Origin of the sequence: Occultella kanbiaonis (assembly GCF_009708215.1) — a bacterium.
In the GTDB taxonomy this organism is placed as follows: Bacteria; Actinomycetota; Actinomycetes; order Actinomycetales; family Beutenbergiaceae; genus Occultella; species Occultella kanbiaonis.
This window is the reverse complement of record NZ_CP046175.1, coordinates 2,805,706-2,829,447: the sequence shown is the minus strand read 5'-3', so window position 1 is coordinate 2,829,447 and position 23,742 is coordinate 2,805,706. Positions and strand designations below refer to the sequence as shown.

General features: G+C 70.5%; 23 protein-coding genes and 1 pseudogene. 20 read left to right on the top strand and 4 right to left on the bottom strand.

Features of this window, described 5'->3' with window-relative positions; translation table 11 throughout:
* The 9 genes from GKS42_RS13065 to GKS42_RS13025 all read left to right on the top strand — a co-directional run bounded on the left by GKS42_RS13065 (position 1) and on the right by GKS42_RS13025 (position 10,273).
* Positions 1-1,005 carry a helix-turn-helix transcriptional regulator gene (locus GKS42_RS13065; RefSeq protein WP_154794220.1) on the top strand — a complete coding sequence of 335 codons (1,005 nt, stop codon included), beginning with the start codon at positions 1-3 and terminating at the stop codon, positions 1,003-1,005.
* Entirely contained in the window at positions 1,005-1,991 is a 987-nt protein-coding gene (locus GKS42_RS13060) for a helix-turn-helix transcriptional regulator (protein ID WP_154794219.1), read from the top strand. Before GKS42_RS13065 ends, GKS42_RS13060 begins: the two co-directional genes overlap by 1 nt.
* A 10-nt stretch (positions 1,992-2,001) precedes the next feature.
* Positions 2,002-2,334: a hypothetical protein gene (locus GKS42_RS13055; RefSeq protein WP_232847644.1), complete on the top strand. Its 333-nt coding sequence runs from the start codon at positions 2,002-2,004 to the stop codon at positions 2,332-2,334.
* 63 nt (positions 2,335-2,397) lie between these two features.
* Positions 2,398-2,682 (top strand): Sec-independent protein translocase subunit TatA, encoded by a 285-nt coding sequence (gene tatA, locus GKS42_RS13050; RefSeq protein ID WP_154794217.1) that lies wholly within the window; start codon positions 2,398-2,400, stop codon positions 2,680-2,682.
* 6 nt (positions 2,683-2,688) lie between these two features.
* Positions 2,689-3,513 carry a twin-arginine translocase subunit TatC gene (tatC, locus tag GKS42_RS13045; protein ID WP_354002654.1) on the top strand — a complete coding sequence of 275 codons (825 nt, stop codon included), beginning with the start codon at positions 2,689-2,691 and terminating at the stop codon, positions 3,511-3,513.
* A gap of 46 nt (positions 3,514-3,559) precedes the next feature.
* On the top strand, positions 3,560-4,501 hold the full coding sequence (locus tag GKS42_RS13040) for a diacylglycerol/lipid kinase family protein (RefSeq protein ID WP_154794216.1): 942 nt from the start codon (positions 3,560-3,562) through the stop codon (positions 4,499-4,501).
* 10 nt (positions 4,502-4,511) lie between these two features.
* Positions 4,512-7,310: a DEAD/DEAH box helicase gene (locus tag GKS42_RS13035; protein ID WP_154794215.1), complete on the top strand. Its 2,799-nt coding sequence runs from the start codon at positions 4,512-4,514 to the stop codon at positions 7,308-7,310.
* A gap of 420 nt (positions 7,311-7,730) precedes the next feature.
* Positions 7,731-9,452, top strand: coding sequence for an apolipoprotein N-acyltransferase (gene lnt, locus GKS42_RS13030; RefSeq protein ID WP_232848049.1), 1,722 nt, complete (start codon positions 7,731-7,733; stop codon positions 9,450-9,452).
* 68 nt (positions 9,453-9,520) lie between these two features.
* The gene (locus GKS42_RS13025; protein ID WP_154796708.1) at positions 9,521-10,273 is read left to right on the top strand and encodes a polyprenol monophosphomannose synthase; all 753 of its coding nucleotides are present in this window, start codon (positions 9,521-9,523) and stop codon (positions 10,271-10,273) included.
* On the opposite strand, the gene GKS42_RS13020 is transcribed toward GKS42_RS13025, so the two are convergent.
* Entirely contained in the window at positions 10,249-10,596 is a 348-nt protein-coding gene (locus GKS42_RS13020; RefSeq protein ID WP_154794214.1) for an RNA polymerase-binding protein RbpA, read from the bottom strand. The genes GKS42_RS13025 and GKS42_RS13020 overlap by 25 nt on opposite strands.
* A gap of 207 nt (positions 10,597-10,803) precedes the next feature.
* Between GKS42_RS13020 and GKS42_RS13015 the strand changes: the two genes are divergently transcribed.
* Entirely contained in the window at positions 10,804-11,745 is a 942-nt protein-coding gene (locus GKS42_RS13015) for an aldo/keto reductase (protein WP_154796707.1), read from the top strand.
* A gap of 109 nt (positions 11,746-11,854) precedes the next feature.
* Here GKS42_RS13015 and GKS42_RS13010 read toward each other — a convergent pair whose 3' ends face one another.
* Positions 11,855-12,511: a hypothetical protein gene (locus GKS42_RS13010; protein WP_154794213.1), complete on the bottom strand. Its 657-nt coding sequence runs from the start codon at positions 12,509-12,511 to the stop codon at positions 11,855-11,857.
* 257 nt (positions 12,512-12,768) lie between these two features.
* On the opposite strand from GKS42_RS13010, the gene GKS42_RS13005 reads away from it, so the two are divergent.
* Positions 12,769-13,227 carry an Hcp family type VI secretion system effector gene (locus GKS42_RS13005; protein ID WP_154794212.1) on the top strand — a complete coding sequence of 153 codons (459 nt, stop codon included), beginning with the start codon at positions 12,769-12,771 and terminating at the stop codon, positions 13,225-13,227.
* A 15-nt stretch (positions 13,228-13,242) separates the two neighbouring features.
* A complete protein-coding gene (locus tag GKS42_RS13000; RefSeq protein ID WP_435529672.1) occupies positions 13,243-14,034 on the top strand; it encodes a putative protein N(5)-glutamine methyltransferase in 792 nt (263 codons plus the stop codon).
* 3 nt (positions 14,035-14,037) lie between these two features.
* Here GKS42_RS13000 and GKS42_RS12995 read toward each other — a convergent pair whose 3' ends face one another.
* Positions 14,038-14,742 carry an alpha/beta fold hydrolase gene (locus tag GKS42_RS12995; protein ID WP_154794211.1) on the bottom strand — a complete coding sequence of 235 codons (705 nt, stop codon included), beginning with the start codon at positions 14,740-14,742 and terminating at the stop codon, positions 14,038-14,040.
* A gap of 120 nt (positions 14,743-14,862) precedes the next feature.
* Here GKS42_RS12995 and GKS42_RS26525 point away from each other — a divergent pair, with 120 nt between their 5' ends.
* The 8 genes and pseudogenes from GKS42_RS26525 (at position 14,863) to GKS42_RS12960 (ending at position 22,983) form a co-directional block, all read left to right on the top strand.
* Entirely contained in the window at positions 14,863-17,871 is a 3,009-nt protein-coding gene (locus GKS42_RS26525) for a hypothetical protein (protein WP_232848047.1), read from the top strand.
* Between the two features lie 59 nt (positions 17,872-17,930).
* Positions 17,931-18,374: a helix-turn-helix transcriptional regulator gene (locus GKS42_RS26520; protein WP_232848046.1), complete on the top strand. Its 444-nt coding sequence runs from the start codon at positions 17,931-17,933 to the stop codon at positions 18,372-18,374.
* 5 nt (positions 18,375-18,379) lie between these two features.
* Positions 18,380-18,793 (top strand): VOC family protein, encoded by a 414-nt coding sequence (locus GKS42_RS12985; protein ID WP_154794209.1) that lies wholly within the window; start codon positions 18,380-18,382, stop codon positions 18,791-18,793.
* Between the two features lie 18 nt (positions 18,794-18,811).
* The gene (locus tag GKS42_RS12980) at positions 18,812-21,190 is read left to right on the top strand and encodes an ATP-binding cassette domain-containing protein (protein ID WP_154794208.1); all 2,379 of its coding nucleotides are present in this window, start codon (positions 18,812-18,814) and stop codon (positions 21,188-21,190) included.
* A gap of 101 nt (positions 21,191-21,291) precedes the next feature.
* Positions 21,292-21,678 carry a VOC family protein gene (locus tag GKS42_RS12975; RefSeq protein ID WP_154794207.1) on the top strand — a complete coding sequence of 129 codons (387 nt, stop codon included), beginning with the start codon at positions 21,292-21,294 and terminating at the stop codon, positions 21,676-21,678.
* 227 nt (positions 21,679-21,905) lie between these two features.
* Positions 21,906-22,262, top strand: a pseudogene (locus tag GKS42_RS12970) (NUDIX domain-containing protein); the annotation flags it as partial.
* A 32-nt stretch (positions 22,263-22,294) separates the two neighbouring features.
* Positions 22,295-22,579 (top strand): ArsR/SmtB family transcription factor, encoded by a 285-nt coding sequence (locus GKS42_RS12965; RefSeq protein WP_174791075.1) that lies wholly within the window; start codon positions 22,295-22,297, stop codon positions 22,577-22,579.
* Positions 22,576-22,983 carry a VOC family protein gene (locus GKS42_RS12960; protein WP_154794205.1) on the top strand — a complete coding sequence of 136 codons (408 nt, stop codon included), beginning with the start codon at positions 22,576-22,578 and terminating at the stop codon, positions 22,981-22,983. The genes GKS42_RS12965 and GKS42_RS12960 overlap by 4 nt, the downstream gene beginning before the upstream one ends.
* Positions 22,984-23,022: 39 nt before the next feature.
* Here GKS42_RS12960 and GKS42_RS12955 read toward each other — a convergent pair whose 3' ends face one another.
* Positions 23,023-23,508, bottom strand: coding sequence for a GNAT family N-acetyltransferase (locus GKS42_RS12955; RefSeq protein ID WP_168217830.1), 486 nt, complete (start codon positions 23,506-23,508; stop codon positions 23,023-23,025).
* Positions 23,509-23,742 lie beyond the last annotated feature (234 nt).

Sequence of the window (23,742 nt, the reverse complement as noted above, 5' to 3'; positions counted from 1 at the left end):
ATGAGTGAGCGTGTCGAACCCGCCGAACGGCTGCTGGATCTGGTGATCGCGCTGGCCAACACGCCCCATCGGATGACGAAGTCACAGATCCGGCGCGGCGTGAACGGCTACGCGGACGCCAGGAACGACGCGGCGTTCGACCGGATGTTCGAGCGGGACAAGGAGGCGCTGCGCACCCTCGGCGTCCCGATCGTCACCCTCACCGACGCGGCCCACGAGGACGACATCGGCTACCGGATCGACACCGACTCCTACGACATGCCACCGGTGGCGTTCACGCCGGCCGAGGTCGGAGCGCTCTCACTCGCCGCCGAGGTCTGGCAGGACTCGACCCTGTCCGCGCAGTCACGCCGGGCGCTGACGAAGGTGCGAGCGGTCAGCGAGCTCGAGGACGCCGCCCTGCACGCCGGCCTGGCGCTGCGGGTGCGCGGTCCGGACGCGAACTTCGGGGCCCTGCTGGACGCGATCGCGGACCGGATCACCGTCCGGTTCACCTACCGGGCCGCGAACACGGGCCGGACCAAGCAGCGCACGGTCGAGCCGTGGCGTCTGTACGCCAAGGATCGCGGCTGGTACCTGGTGGGCCATGACATCGAGCGTGCCGCCGAGCGTGAGTTCCGGCTGTCCCGGATCGTGGGGCGGGTCAGCCGGATCGGTGAGCCCGGGTCCGTCCAGGTGCCCGACCGGGCGAGTGCGCACCGGGAGGCGCCGATCATCCGCGCCACGCTGGCGCTACGCCCCGAGCGCGCGTCGGCGCTGCGCGCCCGCGCCGTCGAGATCGAGGGCCCGACGGCGGGGGCCGGGCCGGTGCCGGCGGCACCGGCGGCGCAGGTACCCCGGCCCTCGGACCGGGATGTGATCGCCGTCGACATCAGCGATCTCGACCTGTTCGCGGAGGAGCTGGCCGGCTACGGCGACGCGGTCCTGGTGCTCGACCCGCCGCGACTTCGTGAGGCGGTGCTGGCGCGCCTGCGGCCGGCCGCGAGCCTTGGAGGGGAGTCCTGATGGCCGAGACCGCCGAGGACCGGCTGGTCCGCATGCTCGCCCTGATCACCTACCTCGAGAGCCACCCGAGCGTGCCGGTCGCGGACGTGGCGGCGCACTTCGGGGTCACCGAGGGGCAGGTGCTCCTGGACATCAGCACGCTCTGGGTCTCCGGCACCCCCGGCTACCTGCCCGATGACCTGATCGACTTCGCCGTCGACGATCACGAGCGGAACCTGCTCACGCTCACCGACGCACGGGGGATGGACCGGCCGCTGCGGCTCGGCCCACAGGAGGCGGTGGCCCTGCTGGTCGCGTTGCGGTCGTTGCAGGCCACGCCCGCGCTGGCGCAGGACCCGGTGCTGGTCTCCACGATCGACAAGCTCCGGGCCGCGGCGGGGGAGGCGGCCGGTGCCGCCGACGCCGTGGACGTGTACGTCGGTGCCGAGGACGTCGGGGAGCGGCTCACGGCACTGCGCTCGGCCCTCGCCGACGGCAGGCAGGTGCGGCTGCGCTACGTGTCCGGCTCCGACGTGGTCAGCGAACGCGTGGTGGACCCGCTGCAACTACTCACCGACGCCGAGCGCTGGTTCCTCTACGCGTGGTGCCACCGGGCCGACGGCGTCCGGCAGTTCCGGCTCGACCGGATGCTCGAGGTGACGGTGCTGGACTCCGAAGCGCCGGCGCACCCGGACGTGGCCCTGAGCGAGCGCACCGATCCCGAACTGACGACCGCGCAGTGGCACGTGCGCCTCGAACTGGCCTCCCGGGCCCGCTGGGTGGCCGAGAAGTACCCCAGCGCGTCCGTGACGGACCTCGAGGAGGGCTGGTTCGCCGTCGAGCTGGACGTGGTGAACCTGGCCTGGCTGCACAACCTGGTGCTCGGCCTGGGTGGGGACGTGCGGGCCGTGCACCCGCCCGAAGTCGCCTCTTCGATCGCCGAGCGGGCCCGGGCGGCCCTGGACGCCTATGCGGCCGTCGACGGCGGACCGGGCGTCACCCAGTAGGCTGGCGCACGTGCTCTGGTTCAGCGTGTGGACGGTCCTCGTCCTCGCCACCCTCGTGGGTGCCTTCTTCCTCGGCCGGCGCCTGTGGCGGTCTGCGAAGGCGCTGATGGCGCAGGCGGGAACGACGTCCCAGGTGCTCGGCGAGCTGTCCGCGAAGATGGCCGAGCTCGAGGCCGCTGCCGGGCCGGCGCGCACGTTCCGGCCCGACCTGGTCGCGACCGAGGAACAACGCGAGACCTGGCGGTCCCGACGCGCCGAGAATCTCGCCACGCGGCGCGGGCGCGTACACGAGCGGCGGTCGCGTACTCTGGCCAGGTGGCGCTCGATCGGGATGCCGTTCTAGCACCGCGTCAGACAGACGTTAGAATGACCACACAGAACCCAACCTCAAGGCGGAGGGCCAATCATGCGGCCGCAACTCTGGCACATCATCGTGCTGCTCGTCGTAGTTCTCCTGATCTTCGGCGCAAGTAAGCTACCCGACATCACGCGCAACGTGGGTAAGTCCATGAAGATCTTCAAGCAGGAGGTCAGGGAGCTGCGTGACGACGTCGACGCCGTCGACCCGAACTCCACCACGGACGCCCCAGCGGCTCCGCAGGGTTCGCAGACCCAGAGCGTGCCGACCAGCACCCAGCAGGGCAGTAGTGGCACAGCACCGGGTGATACGCCCGGCGACGCCAACCGCTAACCTCCCGTGGCCCTGAACACTGGGGCGCGCAAGAGCAATCCGGAAGCGCGGATGGCCCTGACCGCGCACCTACGCGAACTTCGCAAGCGCTTCGTGCTGGCCGCGATCGGCCTCGCGGTGGGCACGATCGGTGGCTGGTTCCTCTTCGATCCGGTGTTCCAGGCCCTGCAGGCACCCATCGACCGGCTCGCCGAGGAGGGCAGGGTCGCAGCCCTGAACTTCGGGGGCATCGCGACCTCGTTCGACATCAAGATCCGAGTGGCACTCTTCGTCGGTGCCTTGGTGAGCTCGCCGTGGTGGCTCTACCAGGTGTGGGCGTTCATCACTCCGGGACTGACGACGAAGGAGCGACGGTCTGCCCTCGGGTTCGTGGCCGCGGCGGTCCCGCTCTTCTTCGCCGGCGCCTACCTGGCGTGGTCGGTACTTCCGAACGCCGTCCGGATCCTCACCGAGTTCACCCCCGAGGGTTCGGTGAACTGGATCGGCGCCGACGTCTATCTGAAGTTCGTCATGCAGTTCATGCTGGCGTTCGGCATCGCGTTCCTGATGCCACTGATCATGGTCGTCGTGAACTTCCTCGGACTTGTCCGCGGCAAGACCTGGCTCAAGGGCTGGCGTTGGGCGATCGTCGGGATCTTCACGTTCTGCGCGTTCGCGACCCCCACGCCGGACGCGATCTCGATGATCCTGATGGCACTGCCGATCGTCGGGCTCTACTTCATCGCCGTGTTCATCTGTTTCCAGCACGACAAGCGTGCCGACAAGCGCCGCGCCAAGGAGGACGCCGAACTCGACGCGGCCCTCGCGGACGACACCACGTCCGCGGCGTGAGGCACCCGCGTCAGGCGCGGAGTTCTGAGCCCCGGCGTACCGGCCGGTGAGCAGGCTCGGAGTCCTCGTCAATCCCTCTGCTGGGCACGGGCGGGGCAGCACCGGGGGACGCGACGCGATCGCCGGGCTGGCCAGGACCGGACATGAGGTCATCGACCTGTCCGGACCGAGCGCCATCGGGGCCCTCGCGAACGCTCGGGCCGCACTCTGGGAGATCGACGCCGTCGTCGTGGTCGGTGGTGACGGCATGGTGCACCTCGGCGTCAACGCCGTCGCCGGGACGAACCTGCCGCTCGGCATCGTGGCCTACGGCAGCGGCAACGACTTCGCCCGGTGCATCGGACTGCCGATCCACGACGTCCCGGCCGCCGTGGACGTGATCGTCGACGCCCTGGACCGGCCGCCGCGGATCATCGACGCGATCGCCACCCGGGTGCACAACCCCGAGGCGGCCCCGGAGCAGGAGACCGCCGTGGAGTGGACGGCCTGCATCCTCTCGGCGGGCTTCGACGCCGCCGTCAACGGCCGGGCGAACGACTTCGCCTGGCCGAAGGGCGAGGGCCGGTACCTGCGTGGCGTGGCGGCCGAGCTGATCCGGTTCCGCCCGTACGGCTACCGCCTCACGATCGACGGCGTGGTGCGCGAGCAGGACGCGACGCTCGTGGCCCTCGCGAACGCGAAGTCCTTCGGCGGCGGCATCCCGATCGCGCCGGACGCGGAGGTCGACGACGGGCTGATCGACGTCGTCATCGGCGACGCGATGAGCCGCGGCCAGCTGCTCCGGCTGTTCGGCAAACTCCTCAAGGGCAAGCACCTCGGCGAGGAGAAGGTGCACGTGGTCCGGGCGCGTGAGGTGATCATGGAGGCACTGCCGGGCCACCACGCCCCGCCGCAGGTGTTCGCCGACGGTGAGCCGCTCGGGTCGCTGCCCATCCATGCCCGGCTGCGCCCCGGCGCGCTGCGGCTGTTGACCCCGGCGGACGCATAGTCTTTCAGGCATGACCTCACCAGCCGAGCGATACGCGGCGGCCCGTAAGCGGCAACAGGATGCGCTCAGCAGGCTCGGCGCGTTCCGGGCCACCCTCGAGTTCCCCCTCGACGATTTCCAGATCGAGGCCTGCGAGGCCGTCGAGGCCGGTCGCGGCGTGCTCGTCGCAGCCCCGACCGGGGCGGGCAAGACCGTGGTGGGCGAGTTCGCCGTCGAGCTGGGTCTGAAGACCGGCCGCAAGGCCTTCTACACGACGCCGATCAAGGCCCTCTCGAACCAGAAGTTCACCGACCTGCAGCGCCGGTACGGGCCCGAGCACGTCGGCCTGCTCACCGGGGACACCTCGATCAACGGTGACGCACCGATCGTGGTGATGACCACCGAGGTGCTCCGGAACATGCTCTACAGCGATTCCCCGGCTCTGACCGGCCTCGGGTTCGTCGTCATGGACGAGGTGCACTACCTGGCGGACCGGTTCCGTGGGCCGGTCTGGGAGGAGGTGATCCTGCACCTGGCAGACGACGTGCAGGTGATCTCCCTGTCCGCGACCGTCTCGAACGCGGAGGAGTTCGGTGACTGGCTCACCGAGGTGCGTGGGGACACCGCCGTGGTGGTCTCCGAGATCCGGCCCGTGCCGCTCTGGCAGCACGTCATGGTGAACAAGACCGTCCTGGACCTGTACAGCTCGAACGTGGACCCGACCAGGCCCGGGGTGAACCCGCCGATCAACCCCGACCTGGTGGAGGCCATCCGGGCATCCGAGCGGGGTGGGCGGCCGGGGGAGCGCAGCCGGGGAGCACGAGGGGACCGCCGTGGTGGGAAGGGCCGCTACTACCAGCGCGGTCCACTGGTTCGGCCACCGTCGCGACCGGTCATGGTGGACCGCATGGACCGGGCCGGGCTGCTCCCGGCGATCGTGTTCCTCTTCTCGCGGGCGGGCTGCGAGGCGGCCGTCACCCAAGTCCTGCTCAGCGGGATCTCCCTGACCTCACCTGCCGAGCGTGCCCAGATCACCGCGATCGTCGAGGAGCGGTGCGCCAGCCTGCCCGCTGAGGACCTGGACGTCCTCAACTACTGGTCCTGGCAGCAGGCCCTGCTGCACGGGGTGGCGGCCCACCACGCCGGCCTGCTCCCGGTGTTCAAGGAGACGGTCGAGGCCCTGTTCACGGCAGGTCTCGTCAAGGTCGTGTTCGCCACCGAGACGCTCGCCCTCGGGATCAACATGCCGGCCCGCTCGGTGGTGCTCGAGAAGCTGACCAAGTGGGACGGACGCGGTCACGCGGAGGTGACTCCGGGGGAGTACACCCAGCTCACCGGCCGCGCCGGGCGACGAGGCATCGACGTGGAGGGACACGCCGTCGTCCTGTACACCTCGGGCCTGGATCCGGTGGCCCTGGCCGGTCTCGCCAGCCGGCGCACCTACCCGCTCAGGTCCCGGTTCCGGCCCACCTACAACATGGCCGTGAACCTGATCGCCGCGTCCGGGTGGACCCGGACCCGAGAGGTGCTGGAGACCTCGTTCGCGCAGTTCCAGGCGGACCGCGGTGTGGTCGGACTGGCCCGACAGGCGCGCACGCTGTCGGAGGGCCTGGCCGGCTACACGGAGTCGATGACCTGCCACCTCGGCGACTTCGAGGAGTACATGGAGCTGCGGCGTGCGATCAAGGCTCGCGAGGGCGAGCTGTCCCGCTCCCGGTCGCGGGCCCAGCGGGACGCGATCAACTCGGCGGTGTCCCAGCTGCACCGGGGCGACGTCGTGCAGATCCCGACGGGCCGGCGCGCCGGGTACGCGGTGGTCATCGAGCCGCCCGGCCCGGGCGGGCTGGACGGGCCTGCGCTGACCCTGCTCACCGGGGACGGCAAGGTTCGCCGCCTCTCCGGCGCGGACGTGCCCTACGGCACCAGTTCGCTGACCAGGGTCCGGATCCCGAAGGCGTTCAACGCCCGCAGGCCGGCCGACCGCAGGGACCTGACCTCCTCGATGCGCAACGCGCTCGGAGCGCTTGCCGACGACGCGCCACGCACCCGCCATGGCGAGCGGCCGCCGTCGACCGCCACGACCGACTCCGAGCTCGGCGCGCTCCGGAAGGCGCTACGCTCCCACCCCTGCCACGGGTGCTCGGACCGGGAGAGCCACGCCCGGTGGGCCGAGCGGCGGGCCAAGCTCGCGGAGGAGCACGACGCACTGCTGCGCCGGATCGAGGGCCGCACGTCCTCGATCGCACGCGACTTCGAGAAGGTCTGCGAGGTCCTCGGGTCGCTGCACTACCTCGACGGGGCGGGCGAGGAGACCTCGGTGACCGACCAGGGGGCCTGGCTGCGCCGCCTGTACGCGGAGAAGGACCTGGTGCTCGCGGAGTGCCTGCGGTCCGGTTCCTGGGCGGACCTGGACGCCGCGGGCCTGGCCGCCGTGGTGTCCACGGTGCTCTTCTCCTCACGGTCCGACGATGAGCGGCCCGCGCCCCGGATGCCCGGCGGCCCGAACGGCTCGCTCGCCCGCGCCGTCGAGGCGACGGTCCTGATCTCCCAGGAGCTGGAGCTCCTCGAACACGAGCACGGCCTCCAGCCTGCCGAACCGGTCGACCTCGGACTGGTCCGCTCGATCCATCAGTGGGCGATCGGATCCAGCCTCGAGGACGTTCTCGACGGCACCGACCTCGCAGCCGGCGACTTCGTGCGCTGGGCGAAGCAGGTCATCGACCTGCTGGACCAGCTCACCCTCGCTGCGCCGACCCCGGCGCTGCGCAGCACGGCCCGCAGCGCGATCGAATCGGTGCGTCGCGGCATCGTGGCCCACGGCACGCTCTGACACCAGATGCCCCGACGCGCCACTCGGGAGCGCGCGGGGTCAGGATGTGAGACGCGCCCGTTTCCCCTGCTGGATGGACGGTGCCCGATCCTCCGACACACCCGCCCGACACGCCGTGAACCGAGATCTTTTTGTGATCGATAGGGGATGCGCTGACCTGCGCAGACATCCGTGACCTGCGGCGATGCCGTCTTGGCTGGGCACGAGGAGACGAGTAGGTTCACTTGTCACTACCTCGCCGGGGAGGCAGGTGGGCACCGACTGGGCCCGCGGGTTCACTAGACAACGGGGCGGCAGTTCGCTGCGGTCGCGGACCGAAGGATTCGCGGGCCGGTCGGTGGTAGATGCGGGTGGGTGGTCGCGCACCGGGGGGCGACGGCCCGGTCACGGATCGCCCGCTCGGGCACGTATCCTGCAACGGTGTCCCTGCTCTCCTCGCCCCGGTGGCTCACACTGCTGCTCGCGCTCGTCGGTGGCCTGCTCACCGACACGGCCTTTCCGCAGCGCTCGTGGTGGCCGATGGCGTTCGTGGGCATCGCGCTGCTGGTCCTCGCCCTCGGGCGGGACAGTGCCCGGTGGGCGTGGCTCGTCGGCTTCACGTGGGGCCTGGCGTTCTTCCTGCCGCACATCTGGTGGGCCAACGAGGCCGTCGGGGTGATCCCCTGGGTGGCCCTGTCCGTGGCGGAGGCGGGGATCGCCGGGCTGGCGTGCGCCACCTGGATCTGGGTGCGGCGGATCGGCTGGGTCGAGCGGCACCGGATCGCGCAGCCCGTGGCCTTCGCGATCGTCTGGGTCACGCTGGAGCAACTACGGCAGGTCTGGCCGTTCGGTGGGTTCCCATGGGGCCGGTTGGCCTTCTCCCAGACCGACGGCCCGCTGCTGGCCCTGGCCTCGGTGGCGGGTGCGCCGTTGGTCTCGGCCGCGGTCGTGATCGTCGGGTTCCTGCTCGCGCAGGCGGTGGTCGGGTTCCGCCGGGTGCAGGTACTGCAGGCGACGACGGCGGCCCTTGCCGGGGCGGCGGTCGTCGCCGCTGCCGGGTTCATCCCGCTGCCGACGCAGGCCGAGAGCGGTGACCTGAATCTCGGTGCGGTGCAGGGCAACGTGTCCGAGCCCGGCCTGGGTGCGTTCAACAACGCCCGCGAGGTGCTGAACAACCATGCCTCCGGTACCGAGGAGCTGGCCGAGTCCCGGCCCGCGGGCTGGTTCGACCTCGTGGTGTGGCCGGAGAACTCCTCCGACATCAATCCGCGCGTCGACGCCGACGCGGCCGACGTGATCGACGGCGCCGTCGATGCCGTCGGCGCACCCCTGCTGTTCGGCACGGACTCCTACACCGAGGACGCCCGCTACAACGACATGGTGCTCTGGATGCCCGACGGCGGCCCGGTGTTCTCCTACTCCAAGCAGATCCCGGCCGCGTTCGCGGAGTACATCCCGATGCGGTCGATCGCGCGGGTGTTCTCCTCGGCGGTGGACCTGGTGCGCACGGACATGGCACCCGGCTCCGAGATCGCCGTCGTACCGGTGCCGGTGGCCCGGCTGGACCGGGTCGTGGACGTCGGCACGATCATCTGCTTCGAGGTCGCCTACGACGCGCTCATCCGGGAGGCCGCGCTCGGTGGCGCCGAGGTCCTCGTCGTGCCGACCAACAATGCCTCGTTCGGGTACACGCAGGAGTCCACCCAACAGTTCGCGATGTCCCGGTTGCGGGCCGTCGAGCACGGCCGGGCCACGGTGCAGATCTCGACGGTCGGGGTCAGCGGCGTGATCGGGCCCGACGGTTCGGTCTGGGAGGACACGGAGCTTTTCACCCCGGCGCAGCTGTCCGCGACGGTCCCGCTGCGCACGACGCTCACGATCGCGGACCGGCTCGGCGACTGGCCGGTCATCGCAGCCCTCGCACTGACCCTGCTCGGACTGTTCGCCGGGATCGCCTCGACGATCCGGCGCCGCCGTGAGGACGGGGCCGGACTCGTCGCGGACACCCCGGGTGGCGCGGATGCTGCCCAGCACGCTTCCGCGGAAGCGGAGGTGACCGGTGGCGCTTCCGCGGAAGCGGCCGGCGCGGACGGCGCTTCCGCGGAAACGGGCCCGACGGACTCGGCGACAGACGCTGGCGCACCGGCGAAAGAGCCCGCGTGAGGCCAGCTGATCCGGGGCACTCCAGAGGCTCCGGAGGCGACGGGTCCGATCGCTCCGGCGACGCCACGCTGGTGATCATCCCGACCTACAACGAGCGCAGCGCACTGCCCGGCACCCTGGCCCGGTTACGTTCCGCGGTGCCAACAGCTGACGTTCTCATCGTCGACGACGGGAGCCCGGACGGCACGGGGCAGTGGGCCGATGAGGCGGCGTCCGGCGACGCGCAGGTGCACGTCCTGCACCGGGCCGCCAAGGAGGGCCTTGGCCGGGCCTACATCGCCGGTTTCCGGTGGGGCCTGGACCGTGGCTACGACCAGCTGGTCGAGATTGATGCCGACTCCTCGCACCGGCCGGAGGATCTGCCCAGGCTCCTGGCCGCGGCGGCCCCGGAGGTGGATCTGGTGATCGGGTCACGGTGGGTCCCCGGGGGCACGACCGAGAACTGGCCGCTGTCTCGGGCACTGCTCAGCCGCGGCGCGAACACCTACGCGAACCTCGCGATCGGGCTCGGGGTGAAGGACGCGACAGCGGGCTTCCGGGTGTACCGGGCGGCCACGCTACGTGCGATGGACCTGGAGCACGTCAACTCGGCCGGCTACTGCTTCCAGATCGACATGACCTGGCGGATCCGACGCACCGGCGGCACCGTGGTGGAGGTGCCCATCACGTTCGTGGAGCGCGTGGAGGGGGAGTCGAAGATGAGCCGCGACATCGTTGTGGAGGCCCTCTGGCGCGTCACTGCCTGGGGCGCGCAAGCGCGCTCCAGGCAGTTCGGCAGTGTCGTGTCCGGGATGTCTCAGGCGCTACGACGGCGGGCCTGACCGCTGCGGAGCAGGGCCAGCCGTTCGTCGAGGAGTACCTCGAGTTCCTTGATGGTGCGTCGTTCCAGCAGCATGTCCCAGTGGGTACGGACGTGCTTGGTGGGCTTCGCCTCGGGGCGAGTCGCGTCGCGCAGGAGGGCCTCGCCACCGCCGGGGGCCTCCCAGACGGCGGGGATCTCGGCCTCCGCTGCGAACGGGATCACGATGACCCGGCCATCCGGGCAGTCGTAGATCGCCTGGATCCGCGGTGCCAGTTCGACACCCTCGTCGGTCTCCATGCTGTTTGCGCCGATCTTCATGCCGCGCAGTGCTCGGTCAGCCATCGCACTCCTCCTTGTGTCAGTGGTGCGTTCCAATTGGTCCAACGGCCGAGATGTCGGTGCTGTTCCGCCGCGGGGTGAAGGTGGTGTGAAGTTCGCGCAGGGAGAACGTGGCCGGAGCCGGCGCGGTTCTCATCCCGCGCTCGCCCCAGGCATGGTGCCTGCGCCCTCCGACCTCGCATAGGCTCGGGCGACGTGAGCACACACTCGATGGAATACCGACAACTCGGCGCTTCTGGTCTCACGGTCTCAGCCGTGGGCCTGGGCTGCAACTCCTTCGGCCGGAACACCCCCGGCCCGGAGGTCCCGGCACTGGTCGCAGCGGCACTCGACGCAGGTGTCACCCTGTTCGACACGGCCGACACCTACGGAGCCACGCCCGGGGTCAGCGAGGAACTTCTCGGCGCCGCGCTCGGCAGCCACCGCGATGAGGTCGTGGTCGCCACCAAGTTCGGAATGGACACCAATGGCCTGAACGGAGCCGACTGGGGCGTACGGGGTTCCCGTCGCTACATCCGGCGAGCCGTGGAAGGATCCCTGCGCCGGCTCGGCACCGACCACATCGACCTCTATCAGATGCACAAGCCGGACCCGCACACCCCGATCGAGGAGACTCTGGCGGCGCTGCACGAGCTCGTGGTCGAGGGCAAGGTGCGCTACGTGGGCTCCTCGAACTTCGCCGGCTGGCAGGTCGTCGACGCCGACTGGACCGCCCGGACCGCCGGCTACACGCCGTTCATCTCGGCGCAGAACGAGTACTCCCTGCTCAACCGCCGCCTCGAGGACGAGGTGGTCCCCGCCGTCGAACAGGTCGGCGCCGGCGTCCTGCCGTTCTTCCCGCTCGCCTCGGGCCTGCTCACCGGCAAGTACGCGCGCAATACCCCTGCGCCCGAGGGCACCCGGCTGGCCACGCGACCGGACCGGCTCGAGCGCGCGGACTTCGACGTGATCGAGGGTCTCCAGAACTTCGCTCGGGCCCGGGACCTGAGCCTCATCCAGGTCGCGATCGGTTGGTTGGCGGCCCAGCCGGCGGTGGGCTCGGTGATCTCCGGCGCATCGCGCCCGGACCAGGTGCGGACGAACGCCGCTGCCCTCTGGGACCCCTCGGCCGAGGATCTGGTCGAGCTGGACGAGCTCACCTCGCCCGCCTGACTCACCGGCCGCGTCCCGGCCCGTTCCACAGGGATGGACCGGGGCGTGGCCGGGCCGTCCACTGCGATCGGCCTGACATGGCTGGGCCGGCCGCGGGACGGTTGGCGGCTCAGAGCAGGCTGGCACGCCGCGATCCCAGGGCAGCCACGGCCCGCAGCCGTACCCGGTGGCGATTCGCAGCCTCCGTGACCGCTGTGTACCAGAGCCGTTCGTAGCCGCCCCGGTCGCCGCCGTCGGGTCGCGCGATCGCGATGACGAGGCTGGACAAGCCCCCCTCGGCGGTGTCCAGGACCTCGCGGAACTCGACGAAGAACTGGTCGAGCCGTTTGCGGTCGGGCCGCGCGCCACCGACCGCCATCGGTAGCAGCATCTCGGTCATCGTGTCGCGGTCGTCCGTGGCGAAGCACCACACTCCGGGTGGCCCCGCGGTGACCAGGATGCGGGTCCACGCCGCGAGCACCGCCAGCAGCATCGCGTCGTCCGCGACCGGTAGGCCGGTGCTGGGCCACGGGCGCCACGGCACGCCGTCGTCGACGGCGCCGCTGATCTCGTCGTAGGTCGCCTCCATGAACGGACCGATGTCGAGGTCATCATCGAAAGGACCGATGTCGAGGTCGTCATCGAAGGTATCGATGTCGAGGTCGTCATCGAGTTCGTCCGCGTACTCGTCCCCGTCGTCGTCGTCCAGGTGAGCGAGTTCTTCGATGCCGGTCTGCTCGACCGGCTCGTCGTCATCCCGGTTCATCCTTCGCAGGCGCTCGCTCATTCCGACACCATGACGGCAATCCGGAGCCGAACTCCGTCAACCGCGGTTGGGGGAGGACGGCTCCGCGTCCGGACTGTCCCTCTGGACGCCTTTGCGCCCGAACTCGCTCTGTGGACGTCCGAACGCTCAGACCCAGCCTGTGGACGATAGACATCGTCACGGACGGCCCCGGAGCGGTCGATACTGGTGACCGACCGCCATCGGCCCACGTGCCGTCCTCAGACGACACCCGCGAACGGCGATCGCAGGAGGGAATCATGGCGATCCAGGGCTTTCTCAAGATCCCCGGCATCCCGGGGGCGAGCGTTCGTGACGGTCACGAGGACGAGATCGAGTTCCACGGGATCGAGTTCGGGATGGCTGCGGCGCAGGCGCCGGGTGGAGGTGGCGTCGGAGCAGCGCGGGTGGGACGGGTGACTCTCGAGCCGATCCGCGTCGTGAAGCACTACGACGTGTCCTCTCCGGCACTGAAACAGGTGTTGTTCCGCGGTGAGCATGTCCGGGAGGCGGTCTTCGCCATGACTCGGACGGTCGACGGCGACACCTCCGACTACCTCGTGGTCACGCTCACCGATGCCGGCGTGATCGGCTACGACCTGCGCCCGGCGCCCGAGCCGGACCTACTCGAGGAGTCCATCACGTTCACCTACCGGTCGGTGTCCTTCGTCTATGACGGAACCCACGAAGTGGAACTGGAGGGGCGTCGTGCCCGTTGACGCCCGCCTGTGGCGGTGCGCCCGTTGAACCCACAGATCGCCGACCGGTCCGAGACGGTGCTGCGTCTGCGCGCAGCCGGCTGTGTCTTCGCGGAGGACGAGGCTCGTCTCCTGCACGAGGCCGCGGTAGGTGCTTCCGAACTGGAGGAACTCCTGACCCGGCGAGTCGGCGGCGACCCCCTCGAACAGATCCTCGGCTGGGCGGGGTTCGCTGGGTTGCGGATCCTCCTCGAGCCAGGGGTGTTCGTGCCACGCGCCCGCACCGAGTTCCTCGCCGACCGGGCCGCCGCCCTGTTGCGCCCAGGAGACGTGGCCGTTGACCTCTGCTGCGGGGCCGGGGCCATTGCCGCCGTGCTCGCCACCAGGGTTCCCGGCCTCGACCTGCACGCGGCCGATATCCAGGCGGAGGCGGTTCGCTGCGCACGCCGGAACCTGGCCGGCCGCGCCCAGGTGCACTCCGGCGACCTGTACGCCGCGCTCCCGTCCGAACTCGCGGGCAGGGTCCGGGTGCTCGTCGCGAACACCCCGTACGTACCCACCGACGCGATCGCCCAGATGCCGCCGGAAGCGCGCGACCACGAGCCGCGCGTGACCCTCGACGGCGGGCCGGACGGGCTCGGCGTCCAGCGCCGGCTCGCCGCCGGAGCCGCTCGGTGGCTCGCCCCCGGCGGATACCTGCTCGTCGAGACGAGCGACGAGCAGGGCCCGACGGCGGCCCGCGTCTTCTCCGAGCACGGCCTGGTGGCCGACGTGCTCAGCGATGACGAGGTCGGCGCCACGGTGGTGCGGGGCCGCCGCCTCTGCTGAGGCTCACTCCTGGCCGACACTCTCCAGGATCGTCGTGGCCAGGTCCTCCGGACGTGTGAACTGTGGCCAGTGCCCGGTCGGCAGGTCCCGGTACTCGACCTCGCGCAGCTGACCGAGCTCCCGCACGAAGGGGTGGCCCTGGGTGATCCAGTCCTGCAGGAGGGCTGAGGGAAACTCGCACGCGATCACGGTGGCCGGCACGTCACGGCGCCGTTCGTCGCTCAGATGCAGCGGATCCTGCGCCACATGCGCCGGCGTGGGGATCGCCCGCTCCCGGAACTCGGCGCGGAGGGCATCGTCGAGGTCGACGAGATCTGCGTCCTCGAACACCGACCAGTCCGGCAGCGGCAGCTCACCGTTGACCGCCGGGTACTCGTCATTGATGATCGCGCCCTCTCCCGACGGGCCGCTGTCGACGTAGATCACCCGTGCCACCCGGTCCGGTCGTGCGTCGACCGCGCCGTACGCGATGGGCCCACCACCGGAGTGCCCGACGAGCACGACCGGGCCGGCCGGGTGTGCGTCGATCTCCGCGACGACCGCGTCGATGTGGTCGGCCAGGGTGATCTCGGACCGATCGGTGGCCAGGGAGTCCATGCCTGGGAGCGTGAGTGGGAAGCACGTGTGGCCGGCGCGTTCGAGGTGCGGCACCACTGCCGCCCAGGACGCGCCGTCGAGCCAGAATCCGGGGATCATGATGATGTCCATGGCCAGCACAGTACGGACAGCCTGCGACATCGTGAAGATCGCTGGCGATGTCGGGGGTGCGCACTAGATTCAGTGGCAACGTCAGTCAGTCGGGTCGGACCCCGGGTCGGGAGCGTGACGATGCGCAACAGGTGCCGACCCGGGCGCGGAAGGACCGGCGAACCGGACCGGCCGGCCACGATCTCGGTCCTGGAGCTGCGGGTACACGGCATCGGCAACACGCCGCCCGCGGTGCTGCTCGACCTGCCGCCCGCGGAGATCATTCAGTCGCGTGGGGATGCGCTGGGCAGCTTCTGGGTGCCGACGGACGCCGCCGCCGAACGCGACCGCGCACTGCCCACCGAGGACGTGCACGCGATCCGGCCGGACACGCGCCGGGAGGCCTACTCCTGGGGTGCGATGGCACGGCTGTCCACGGTGCCGGGGTGGGGCCTGATCGGGGCACTCGCCCGCGGCCTGGTCCGGGTCGGTTGGACGGTACTCATCCCGTTCGGGTTGGCCAACGTGGCCTACTGGACCCGTCGCGTGCCCAGCGGATCCGCCGGCTGGCGGGCCGGCAACGGAGCCGCGAGTGTCCGTGTCTTCTCGCTGCTCCTGACGTTGTTGTTCACCACCTCGACGGCATCGGTCACCCTCGGCCTGCTCGCGGGGCAGTGCTTCCCGGCCGCGCAGACGGTGACCGCGCCGGCCGGGGGAGGCGAGGTGGACGTCGCTCTTGCGTGCGCGCGGCTGCCCGGGTTCGCCCAGACCCTGGCCGGGTGGGACCCCGGCGCCCGGACGTCGCTGCTCGCCCTCGTGCCGCTCCTCGCCGTCGTCGCGCTCTGGCTGATCTCCCTGACCGGCCAGGTCCGCTACGAGGAGCGCATGTCGGCCGCCCGTGCGGACGGGTCGGCCGGCCCGGCCAAGGGGGTGGCGGTCCCGCTCGCTCCGCGACCCGCCGAACCGGTTCCGGGACCGATCCCGGGCGTTCCGATCCTGGCCACGCCGGGCTTCTGGGGCCACCGTCTACTCACCGTGACGACGGGTCGCCTCCATCTGGCGGCGGCCGCATCCATGCTCACCGCAGTACTCGCATGGGACGGTGTGCTCGGCGCCGTTCCGACGTGCCGGAGCCTGACCGGTGCCCTCACCACCGCGTGCACCGACGGCGCCATCGCCGCGGCGGGGGAGCGCCCACTGCTGGCCGGACTCGGGGCGGCCGCGGCGGTGCTCCTGGCCTGGGCGGTCGCCCGGGTGTGCATCGGGTCGGAGGCGAGCCCGGATGTCGGAGGCGCCGGACGCGGCCGCCGCGTCCAGTCCGGCTGGTTGCTGCTGGCCTCGTTGGCCGTGTTCACGGGTGCGCTCGTCTCCACGTGGCGTGCGGAGGCCCCGCAGCCGTCCGCGGGCTACGCCGGGCTTGAAGCGATCCCCGTGCTGCTCGTCGCCGCGCTCCTCGGGATCGCCGTCGTGGCACTCGGCTGGCGGGGCGGGCTGCGGGCTCGCCTGTGGGTGCCGCTGCTGGCCCTCGGTACGGTCGGTTGCGGTGGGTTCGCACTGCTGCGCGTGGCCGCCGACTGGGCCGTGTTCCTGCTCGGCGCCGGCGTGGTGGCACTGATCGCCCTGCTCGTGCTGGTGTTGAGGGCGTTGCGGCGCCCGTCCGGTGCGGGCGAGGGCTGGTCCGGGGGTGGCCCGGGTGTGCTCCTGCTGCTTGCCGGGGGCGCCGCGATGATCTTCTCGACGCTGGTCGTGCTCGGGACGGAGGCGTTCCTGAACGGCGCCGGTCCACAGGTTCGGTTCGCCGTCGCGGCCGGTTCCGCCCTGACCCTCCCGACGGCGGAAGTCGCCACGGTGGGCGCGCTCGCCCTTGCCCAGGCGGACTGGCCTGCCGCGCTGGCGGCGCCGCAGGCGTATGCGGAGTTCGGCCTCGCGACGCTCCTCACGTTGGCGGTACTGGTGGTCGCGGTGATCCCGCCCGCGCTACGGGCGCTGCTGGGTACCCGGCCACTGCCGAGGTCGCCGCGTGTGTGGGTGGACCCCAGCCGCGGTGCCGCTGCCACCCCCGACCGCGGCAACGAGCGCAGTAGCGCGCGGCGAAACGGCTCCAGCGGGGTCGGTGGCGGCAGTGCCGCAGACTCGCAGATCCAGCGTTCGCGACAGGTCGCGGCGGCGATCCAGCGCGCGGAGCCGGTGGTCGGTTGGGTGGCCGTCGGCACGGCGCTGGCGCTCGCGCTGACGCTGCTCACGCGGGTGCCGAGGCCCCTCGTGGCGTGGGAGTCGACCGGAGACGCCGGAGCGGTGGAGTCCGGCACAGGGTTCGTCGGGATACCCCTGCCGCCCTGGGCCCTGCCCGAGGACGTCACCACCTGGGCCGTCAGCGCCGTCGGGGCCGCCGCGGTGGCGCTACTGGGGGCCATGCTCGCGGGAGCCGTCGGCACCGGCGCCCGCCCACTCGGGATCCTCTGGGACATGATCTGCTTCCTACCGCGGGCGGCGCACCCGTTCGGGCCGCCCTGCTACGCGGAGCGGGTGGTGCCGGAACTCCGGGGCCGTATCGACGCCTGGCTCGGCGGAGCCGAGTACGACGTGCGCTCCCTCGCTGCGCCGGCAGAGCGGCGTGTGGTGCTCTCGGCGCACTCCCTCGGTGCGGTGCTGGCGGTCGCCGTCCTGCTCGCACGACCGCGAGATCCCGCGACCGCTCGCATCGGCCTGCTCACCTACGGCACCCAGGTGCGCGGCTTCTTCGGACGCTACTTCCCCGAACTCCTCGGCTCCGTGGCGACCGGGAACCCGCCATGCCGGGCACCGTCCTACCTGGCCGCGGATCCCTGGCAGCGCGACCGGGCGGAACCGATTCCTCCAGTGGGCCGGCCTCCGACCGGGGAGTACACGCTGACCGCCCTGCTGACCGGCACCGGGCGGGACGAGCCGGCGTGGGTGAATCTCTGGCGCCGGACGGATCCGCTCGGACTCCCGGTCCACTCCTACCGCGACAACGAGATCGATCGCGGCGCGGAGGAGCGCGATCGGGGCGGGTACCTGTTCGGGGTGATGGCGCACTCGGGATATCCGCGTGCGTTCGCCTACCACCGGGCCCTTGCCGACGTGCTCGGCAGGCTGTCCCCGCACCGGTCCCGCTCCGCTCGCCGGTGACCGGCACACCGGTGGGCACGCGCTGGGAAAGTGCGGGTGAGCATGGCAGGATCTACGGGGTGCCGAAGGACGAAGCGGAGCGGCTGGACGACCTGAAGAGACTGCGGCGGGTCCGGGACCGGATCGACCGCGAGTACGCGCAGCCGCTCAACGTGGATGCGCTCGCGCAAGGGGAGTACATCTCGTCCGGTCACCTCAGCCGGGAGTTCCGGGCCGCGTTCGGCGAGTCCCCGTACAGCTACCTGATGACCAGACGCATCGAGCGCGCCATGGCGCTCCTGCGCGTGGGCGAGCTCTCCGTGACCGAGGTGTGCTTCGCCGTGGGGTTCTCCTCCCTCGGCACGTTCAGCACCCGGTTCACCGAACTCGTCGGCATGCCGCCCAGCGTCTACCGGAGCGAGGATGCCGGGCCGCCCGCAGGCATCCCGGCGTGCGTCGCGAAACGCGTCGCGCGACCGATCAGGATTCGAGAAGCGCCCGCACCGACACCGGAACTACCGTGAGGCGCATGGACATCACCATTCATCAGGCATATCTTCCGCAGACCGATCCGGACGCCGCGTTGGCGTTCTATCGGGACACGCTCGGCTTCGAGGTCCGCAACGACGTCGAGTACCAGGGCCTGCACTGGCTCACCGTCGGCCCTCCCGGACAGCCCGAGACCTCGATCGTGCTGACCCCGCCGGCGGCCGACCCGGGCATCACCGAGGACGAGCGCAAGGTCATCGCCGAGATGATGGCCAAGGGCACCTACGCCGGGATCAACCTCGCGACCAAGAACCTCGACGAGGCGTTCGAGAAGGTCCAGGCCGGCACGGCCGGCGAGGTCGTCCAGGAGCCGACCGAGCAGCCGTGGGGGGTACGGGACGCCGCGTTCCGGGACCCGTCCGGCAACATGATCCGCATCTTCGAGAGCAAGTAGACACCGTTGGAGACACCGATGAACACCGCCGCGCACGCAGCCGACAGCCACGACCTGATCCGCGTGCACGGCGCCCGAGAGAACAATCTCAAGGACATCAGCGTCGATCTCCCGAAGAGGCGGCTGACGGTGTTCACCGGGGTCTCCGGTTCCGGCAAGAGCTCGCTGGTCTTCGCCACCATCGCGGCGGAGTCCCAGCGGCTCATCAACGAGACCTACAGCGCCTTCGTCCAGGGCTTCATGCCCGCCATGGCCCGGCCGGACGTGGACCTGCTCGAAGGGCTGACCACGGCGATCCTGGTGGACCAGGAGCGGATCGGCGCCAATCCGCGGTCGACGGTAGGCACGATCACCGACGCGAACGCGATGCTGCGCATCGTGTTCAGCCGGCTCGGTCAGCCGCACATCGGATCGCCGCAGGCCTTCTCCTTCAACGTCGCCTCCATCAGCGGCGCCGGTGCCGTGACGTTCGAGCGGGGCGGCGAGACCGTCAAGGAGCGACGTGATTTTGCCGTCGTCGGGGGGATGTGCCCGAGGTGCGAGGGTCGCGGCGCTGTGACCGACTTCGACCGTTCGGCGCTGTATGACGAGACGAAGTCCCTGAACGAGGGCGCCCTGACGATCCCCGGCTACTCCATGGACGGCTGGTACGGCCGCATCTTCCGCGGCTCCGGCTGGTTCGACATGGACAAGCCGATCGGGAAGTACACGAAGAAGGAATTGGACGCCCTGCTGTACAAGCCGGCCACCAAGCTCAAGGTCGAGGGCATCAACCTGACCTACCTCGGTCTGATCCCGCAGATCCAGAAGTCGTTCCTCGTCAAGGACGTCGACTCGATGCAGCCACACATCCGCGCGTTCGTGGAGCGCGCCGTGACGTTCGCGACCTGCCCGGAGTGCGATGGCACGCGGCTCAACGAGGGGGCGCGCTCGTCGAAGGTCAAGGGCATCAGCATCGCGGACGCGTGCGACATGCAGATCAGCGACCTGGCCGAGTGGGTGCGCGAACTCGACGAGCCCTCGGTCGGCCCGCTGCTGGACTCCCTCCGGGACACCCTCGACTCGTTCGTCGACATCGGACTGGGCTACCTCAGCCTCGCCCGGCCCTCCGGCACTCTCTCCGGTGGCGAGGCACAGCGCACCAAGATGATCCGCCACCTCGGCTCCTCGCTCACCGACATCACCTACGTCTTCGACGAGCCCAGCGTCGGCCTGCACCCGCACGACATCCAGCGGATGAACCGGCTGCTCCTGCAGTTGCGGGACAAGGGCAACACGGTCCTGGTCGTGGAGCACAAACCGGAGGTCATCGGGATCGCCGACCACGTCGTCGATCTCGGGCCGCGCGCCGGCACGGCCGGGGGAGAGGTGATGTTCGAGGGCACCGTCGAAGGACTGCGCGCCGCCGACACCATCACCGGCAAGCACCTCGACGACAGGGCGAGGCTCAAGGACTCGGTACGGACGCCGTCGGGCGCTCTGGAGGTTCGCGCAGCGAACACGAACAACCTCCGCAACGTCGACGTCGACATCCCGCTCGGGGTGCTCGCCGTCCTGACCGGGGTCGCAGGTTCGGGCAAGAGCTCCCTGATCGGCGGCTCCGTCGCCGGACGCGAGGGTGTGGTGACCATCGACCAGACCGCGATCCGCGGATCCCGGCGCAGCAATCCGGCCACCTATACCGGGCTGCTCGAGCCGATCCGGAAGGCGTTCGCGAAGGCCAACGGCGTCAAGCCCGCGCTGTTCAGCGCGAACTCCGAGGGCGCCTGCCCGGCGTGCAAGGGCGCCGGGGTGGTCTACCAGGACCTCGGGATCATGGCGGGCGTCGCCACGACCTGCGTGGAGTGCGAGGGCAAGCGGTTCCAGGCCGCCGTGCTGGAGTACCACCTCGGCGGCCGCGACATCAGCGAGGTACTCGCGATGCCCGTGGCGCAGGCGAAGGGGTTCTTCGCCGAGGGCGAGGCCCGGATCCCGGCCGCGCACAAGATCCTGGTGCGCCTCGACGACGTCGGACTCGGCTACGTGAGCCTCGGGCAGCCGCTCACGACACTGTCCGGCGGTGAGCGGCAACGCCTCAAGCTGGCCGCACAGATGGGGGACAGGGGCGAGGTCTATATCCTCGACGAGCCGACCAGCGGCCTGCACCTGGCGGACGTCGAGCAGCTCCTCTGGCTGCTCGACCGGCTCGTGGACTCGGGCAAGTCCGTGATCGTGATCGAGCACCATCAGGCGGTCATGGCACACGCCGACTGGATCATCGACCTCGGCCCAGGAGCGGGGCACGACGGTGGGGCGATCGTCTTCGAGGGCACGCCGGCCGAGCTGGTGGCACAGCGGTCCACGCTGACGGCCGAGCATCTCGCCGACTACGTCGGCTCGGGAACGCTGGTCTCGTAGTTCGCGTGCTCGAAGCACGGTTCCGCGCCTACAGCGTTACTGCCACGAACGCTGAAGGAACCAGGTATCTTGATGTCGAGATATCTACGAGGGGACCACAGATGCGGCTGCACCACGTCCAGATCTCCATGCCGGCGGGGGAGGAGGACCTCGCGCGACGGTTCTACGCACAGGCCCTTGGCCTGACCGAGGTGGTCAAGCCCGTCGAACTGGCCGGCCGCGGCGGGTGCTGGTTCCGGGCATTCGCGGACGGGGTGGTCACGGCTGAGATCCACCTCGGCGTGGACGACCCGTTCGTGCCGGCAAGGAAGGCGCACCCGGCCCTCATGGTGGGCGACGCCACCGAGCTGCAGTCGCTGGGGGAGCGGGTGGCCGACGCGGGCTTCGAGGTCTCCTGGACGGAGCGGATGACGTTCGGCGGGTACGAGCGCTTCCACTGCCGGGACGGGTTCGGCAACCGGATCGAGGTCCTGGCGCCGGTCGGGTAGCCGCTCGGCCCCGAACCTCCGCCGATCCGGGGAACGGAACACGTGGGCTACGGTGCTCCGATGCCGTCGCGAGCCTGTGAACCTCTGCCCTTCGAGCGTGCGAGGGAGCTGGCGCGGCGCCACGGCTGGCGTGAGAAGGTGCTGATCTATCTGACCCGGGGTGACGACGAGGTACTCGTGCTCGAGCACACCGAGTCCTACCCCACCGCCGGCGTGCAGGTGCCGGCGGGGGGGTCGACCCAGGCGAGGATCCGGCCGCCACGGCGGTCCGGGAGCTCTACGAGGAGACCGGCGTGCGCGTGCCGGGACCCACGCAGTACCTCGGGTCCCACCTCTGGCACGACGAGGCGGCGCCATCACGGATCCGGCACTACTACCGGCTGACGGCGCCGCTGGCGACGCCAGATAGGTGGGAGCACGTCGTGAGTGCGGGGGAGGATGACGCCGGGATGCTGTTCCGCCTGAGCTTCCGACCCTTGACCGATCCCGGGCTCACGCCGGGTTTCGGTTGGGATGGCGAAATCGAGAAGGTTCGCGCGGCTGTCCTCGCCGACACGAGCCGGTGCACGGGATCGGAGCCTTGATATGCAAGCGTCCGCTTGCCTATAGTGATCGCATGGCTGATGTGTTCCGCGCCCTCGACGATGAGACGAGACGTCTCGTCCTGGACCAGTTGGCGTCGCGGGACGGGCAGACCCTCTTCGAGATCTGCTCGATCCTGGCGGCTCGGCACGACGTCAGCCTGACGCGCCAGGCGATCTCGCAGCATCTCGGAGTCCTCGAGGAGGCCGGGCTGATCAGGACCGAGCGACGCGGACGTTCCAAGTACCACTACTTCACCCCAGCCCCACTGGCCGAGATCGCGCGGCGGTGGCCGATCGGACAGAGGACCGAACCATGAGGATCGAACTGACCAGCATCTTCGTCGACGACCAGCGGGCTGCGCTCGACTTCTACACCGACGTACTCGGCTTCACCAAGCGTCACGACATCCCGCTCGGGGACAACTTCTGGCTGACCGTCGCCTCGCCGGAGGTGCCCGACGGTCCCGAACTGCTCCTGGAGCCGTCGGACCACCCGGCGGCGCGCGCGTACCGGGCCGCGCTCGTCGAGGACGGGATCCCGCTCGTGCAGTTCGCCGTCGATGACGTCGAGTCGGAGCACGACCGTCTGACCGGGCGTGGTGTCGTGTTCACCCAGCCGCCCACGGACATCGGAACGGCCGTCGTGGCGGTCTTCGACGACACGTGCGGCAACCTCGTGCAGATCGTCGCGGTGAAGCCGGAGACGGTGACCGCCGGCTGACCCGGCGGCGGGGGAGTGGACCGGCCGACTCCGGCCGGCTCACGGCCCGTCGGTGACACTCCACAACAGTTCGGGACTGTGCTCGAAGCCTGCGCGTTCGTACATCGGCACCGACAGTGGCGATGCGTGGACGGTCACGTGTTCACACCCTCGGCGGCGAGCCTCCTGCAGGACCGCCGCGACGAGCCGACCCCCGACGCCACGTCCGCGGAACTCCCGCAGCACGTAGCAGGACTGCAGGTCGCCGTTGAGCCGCTGCATCCGGTCCGGTGCCGGTACTCGTTCGAGAAGCGCCAGCCAGGCCATGCCGACCGCCCTGCCGGACGACCGAGCGACGAACGCGACGTGCGAGTCGCCGTGGGCGCGCCCCCAGGCGACGGCCGCGGTGACGTAGTCGTCGAGACTCGGCAGGTTCGCCCCGCCGTAGGGCTGGTCATGCACCCAGTGCCAGCGTAGGGAGGCCACCAGGCCGAGTTCGTCGTCGCGGGCGGGGTGCACCTCGACGTCATGTGTCGTTCCGGTCACCTCACCATCGTGGCAGACCGTGCTCCCCGGATCGTGGAACGGTTGACCGGCGACGATATCCACGGGCCCTGGCGAGGTGCCCATCGGTACGGTCCCACCGTAGGAGTCGGTCACGGAGAGGAGCGGGACTTGTCGGTCAGCGAACTACGTGCCGTCGTGCAACAGGCCCAGGAGTTGGCAACCAGCCTGTTGCAGCGCGCCCGACGCGCCGATCCCAGGGCGGGCCTCTGGGAA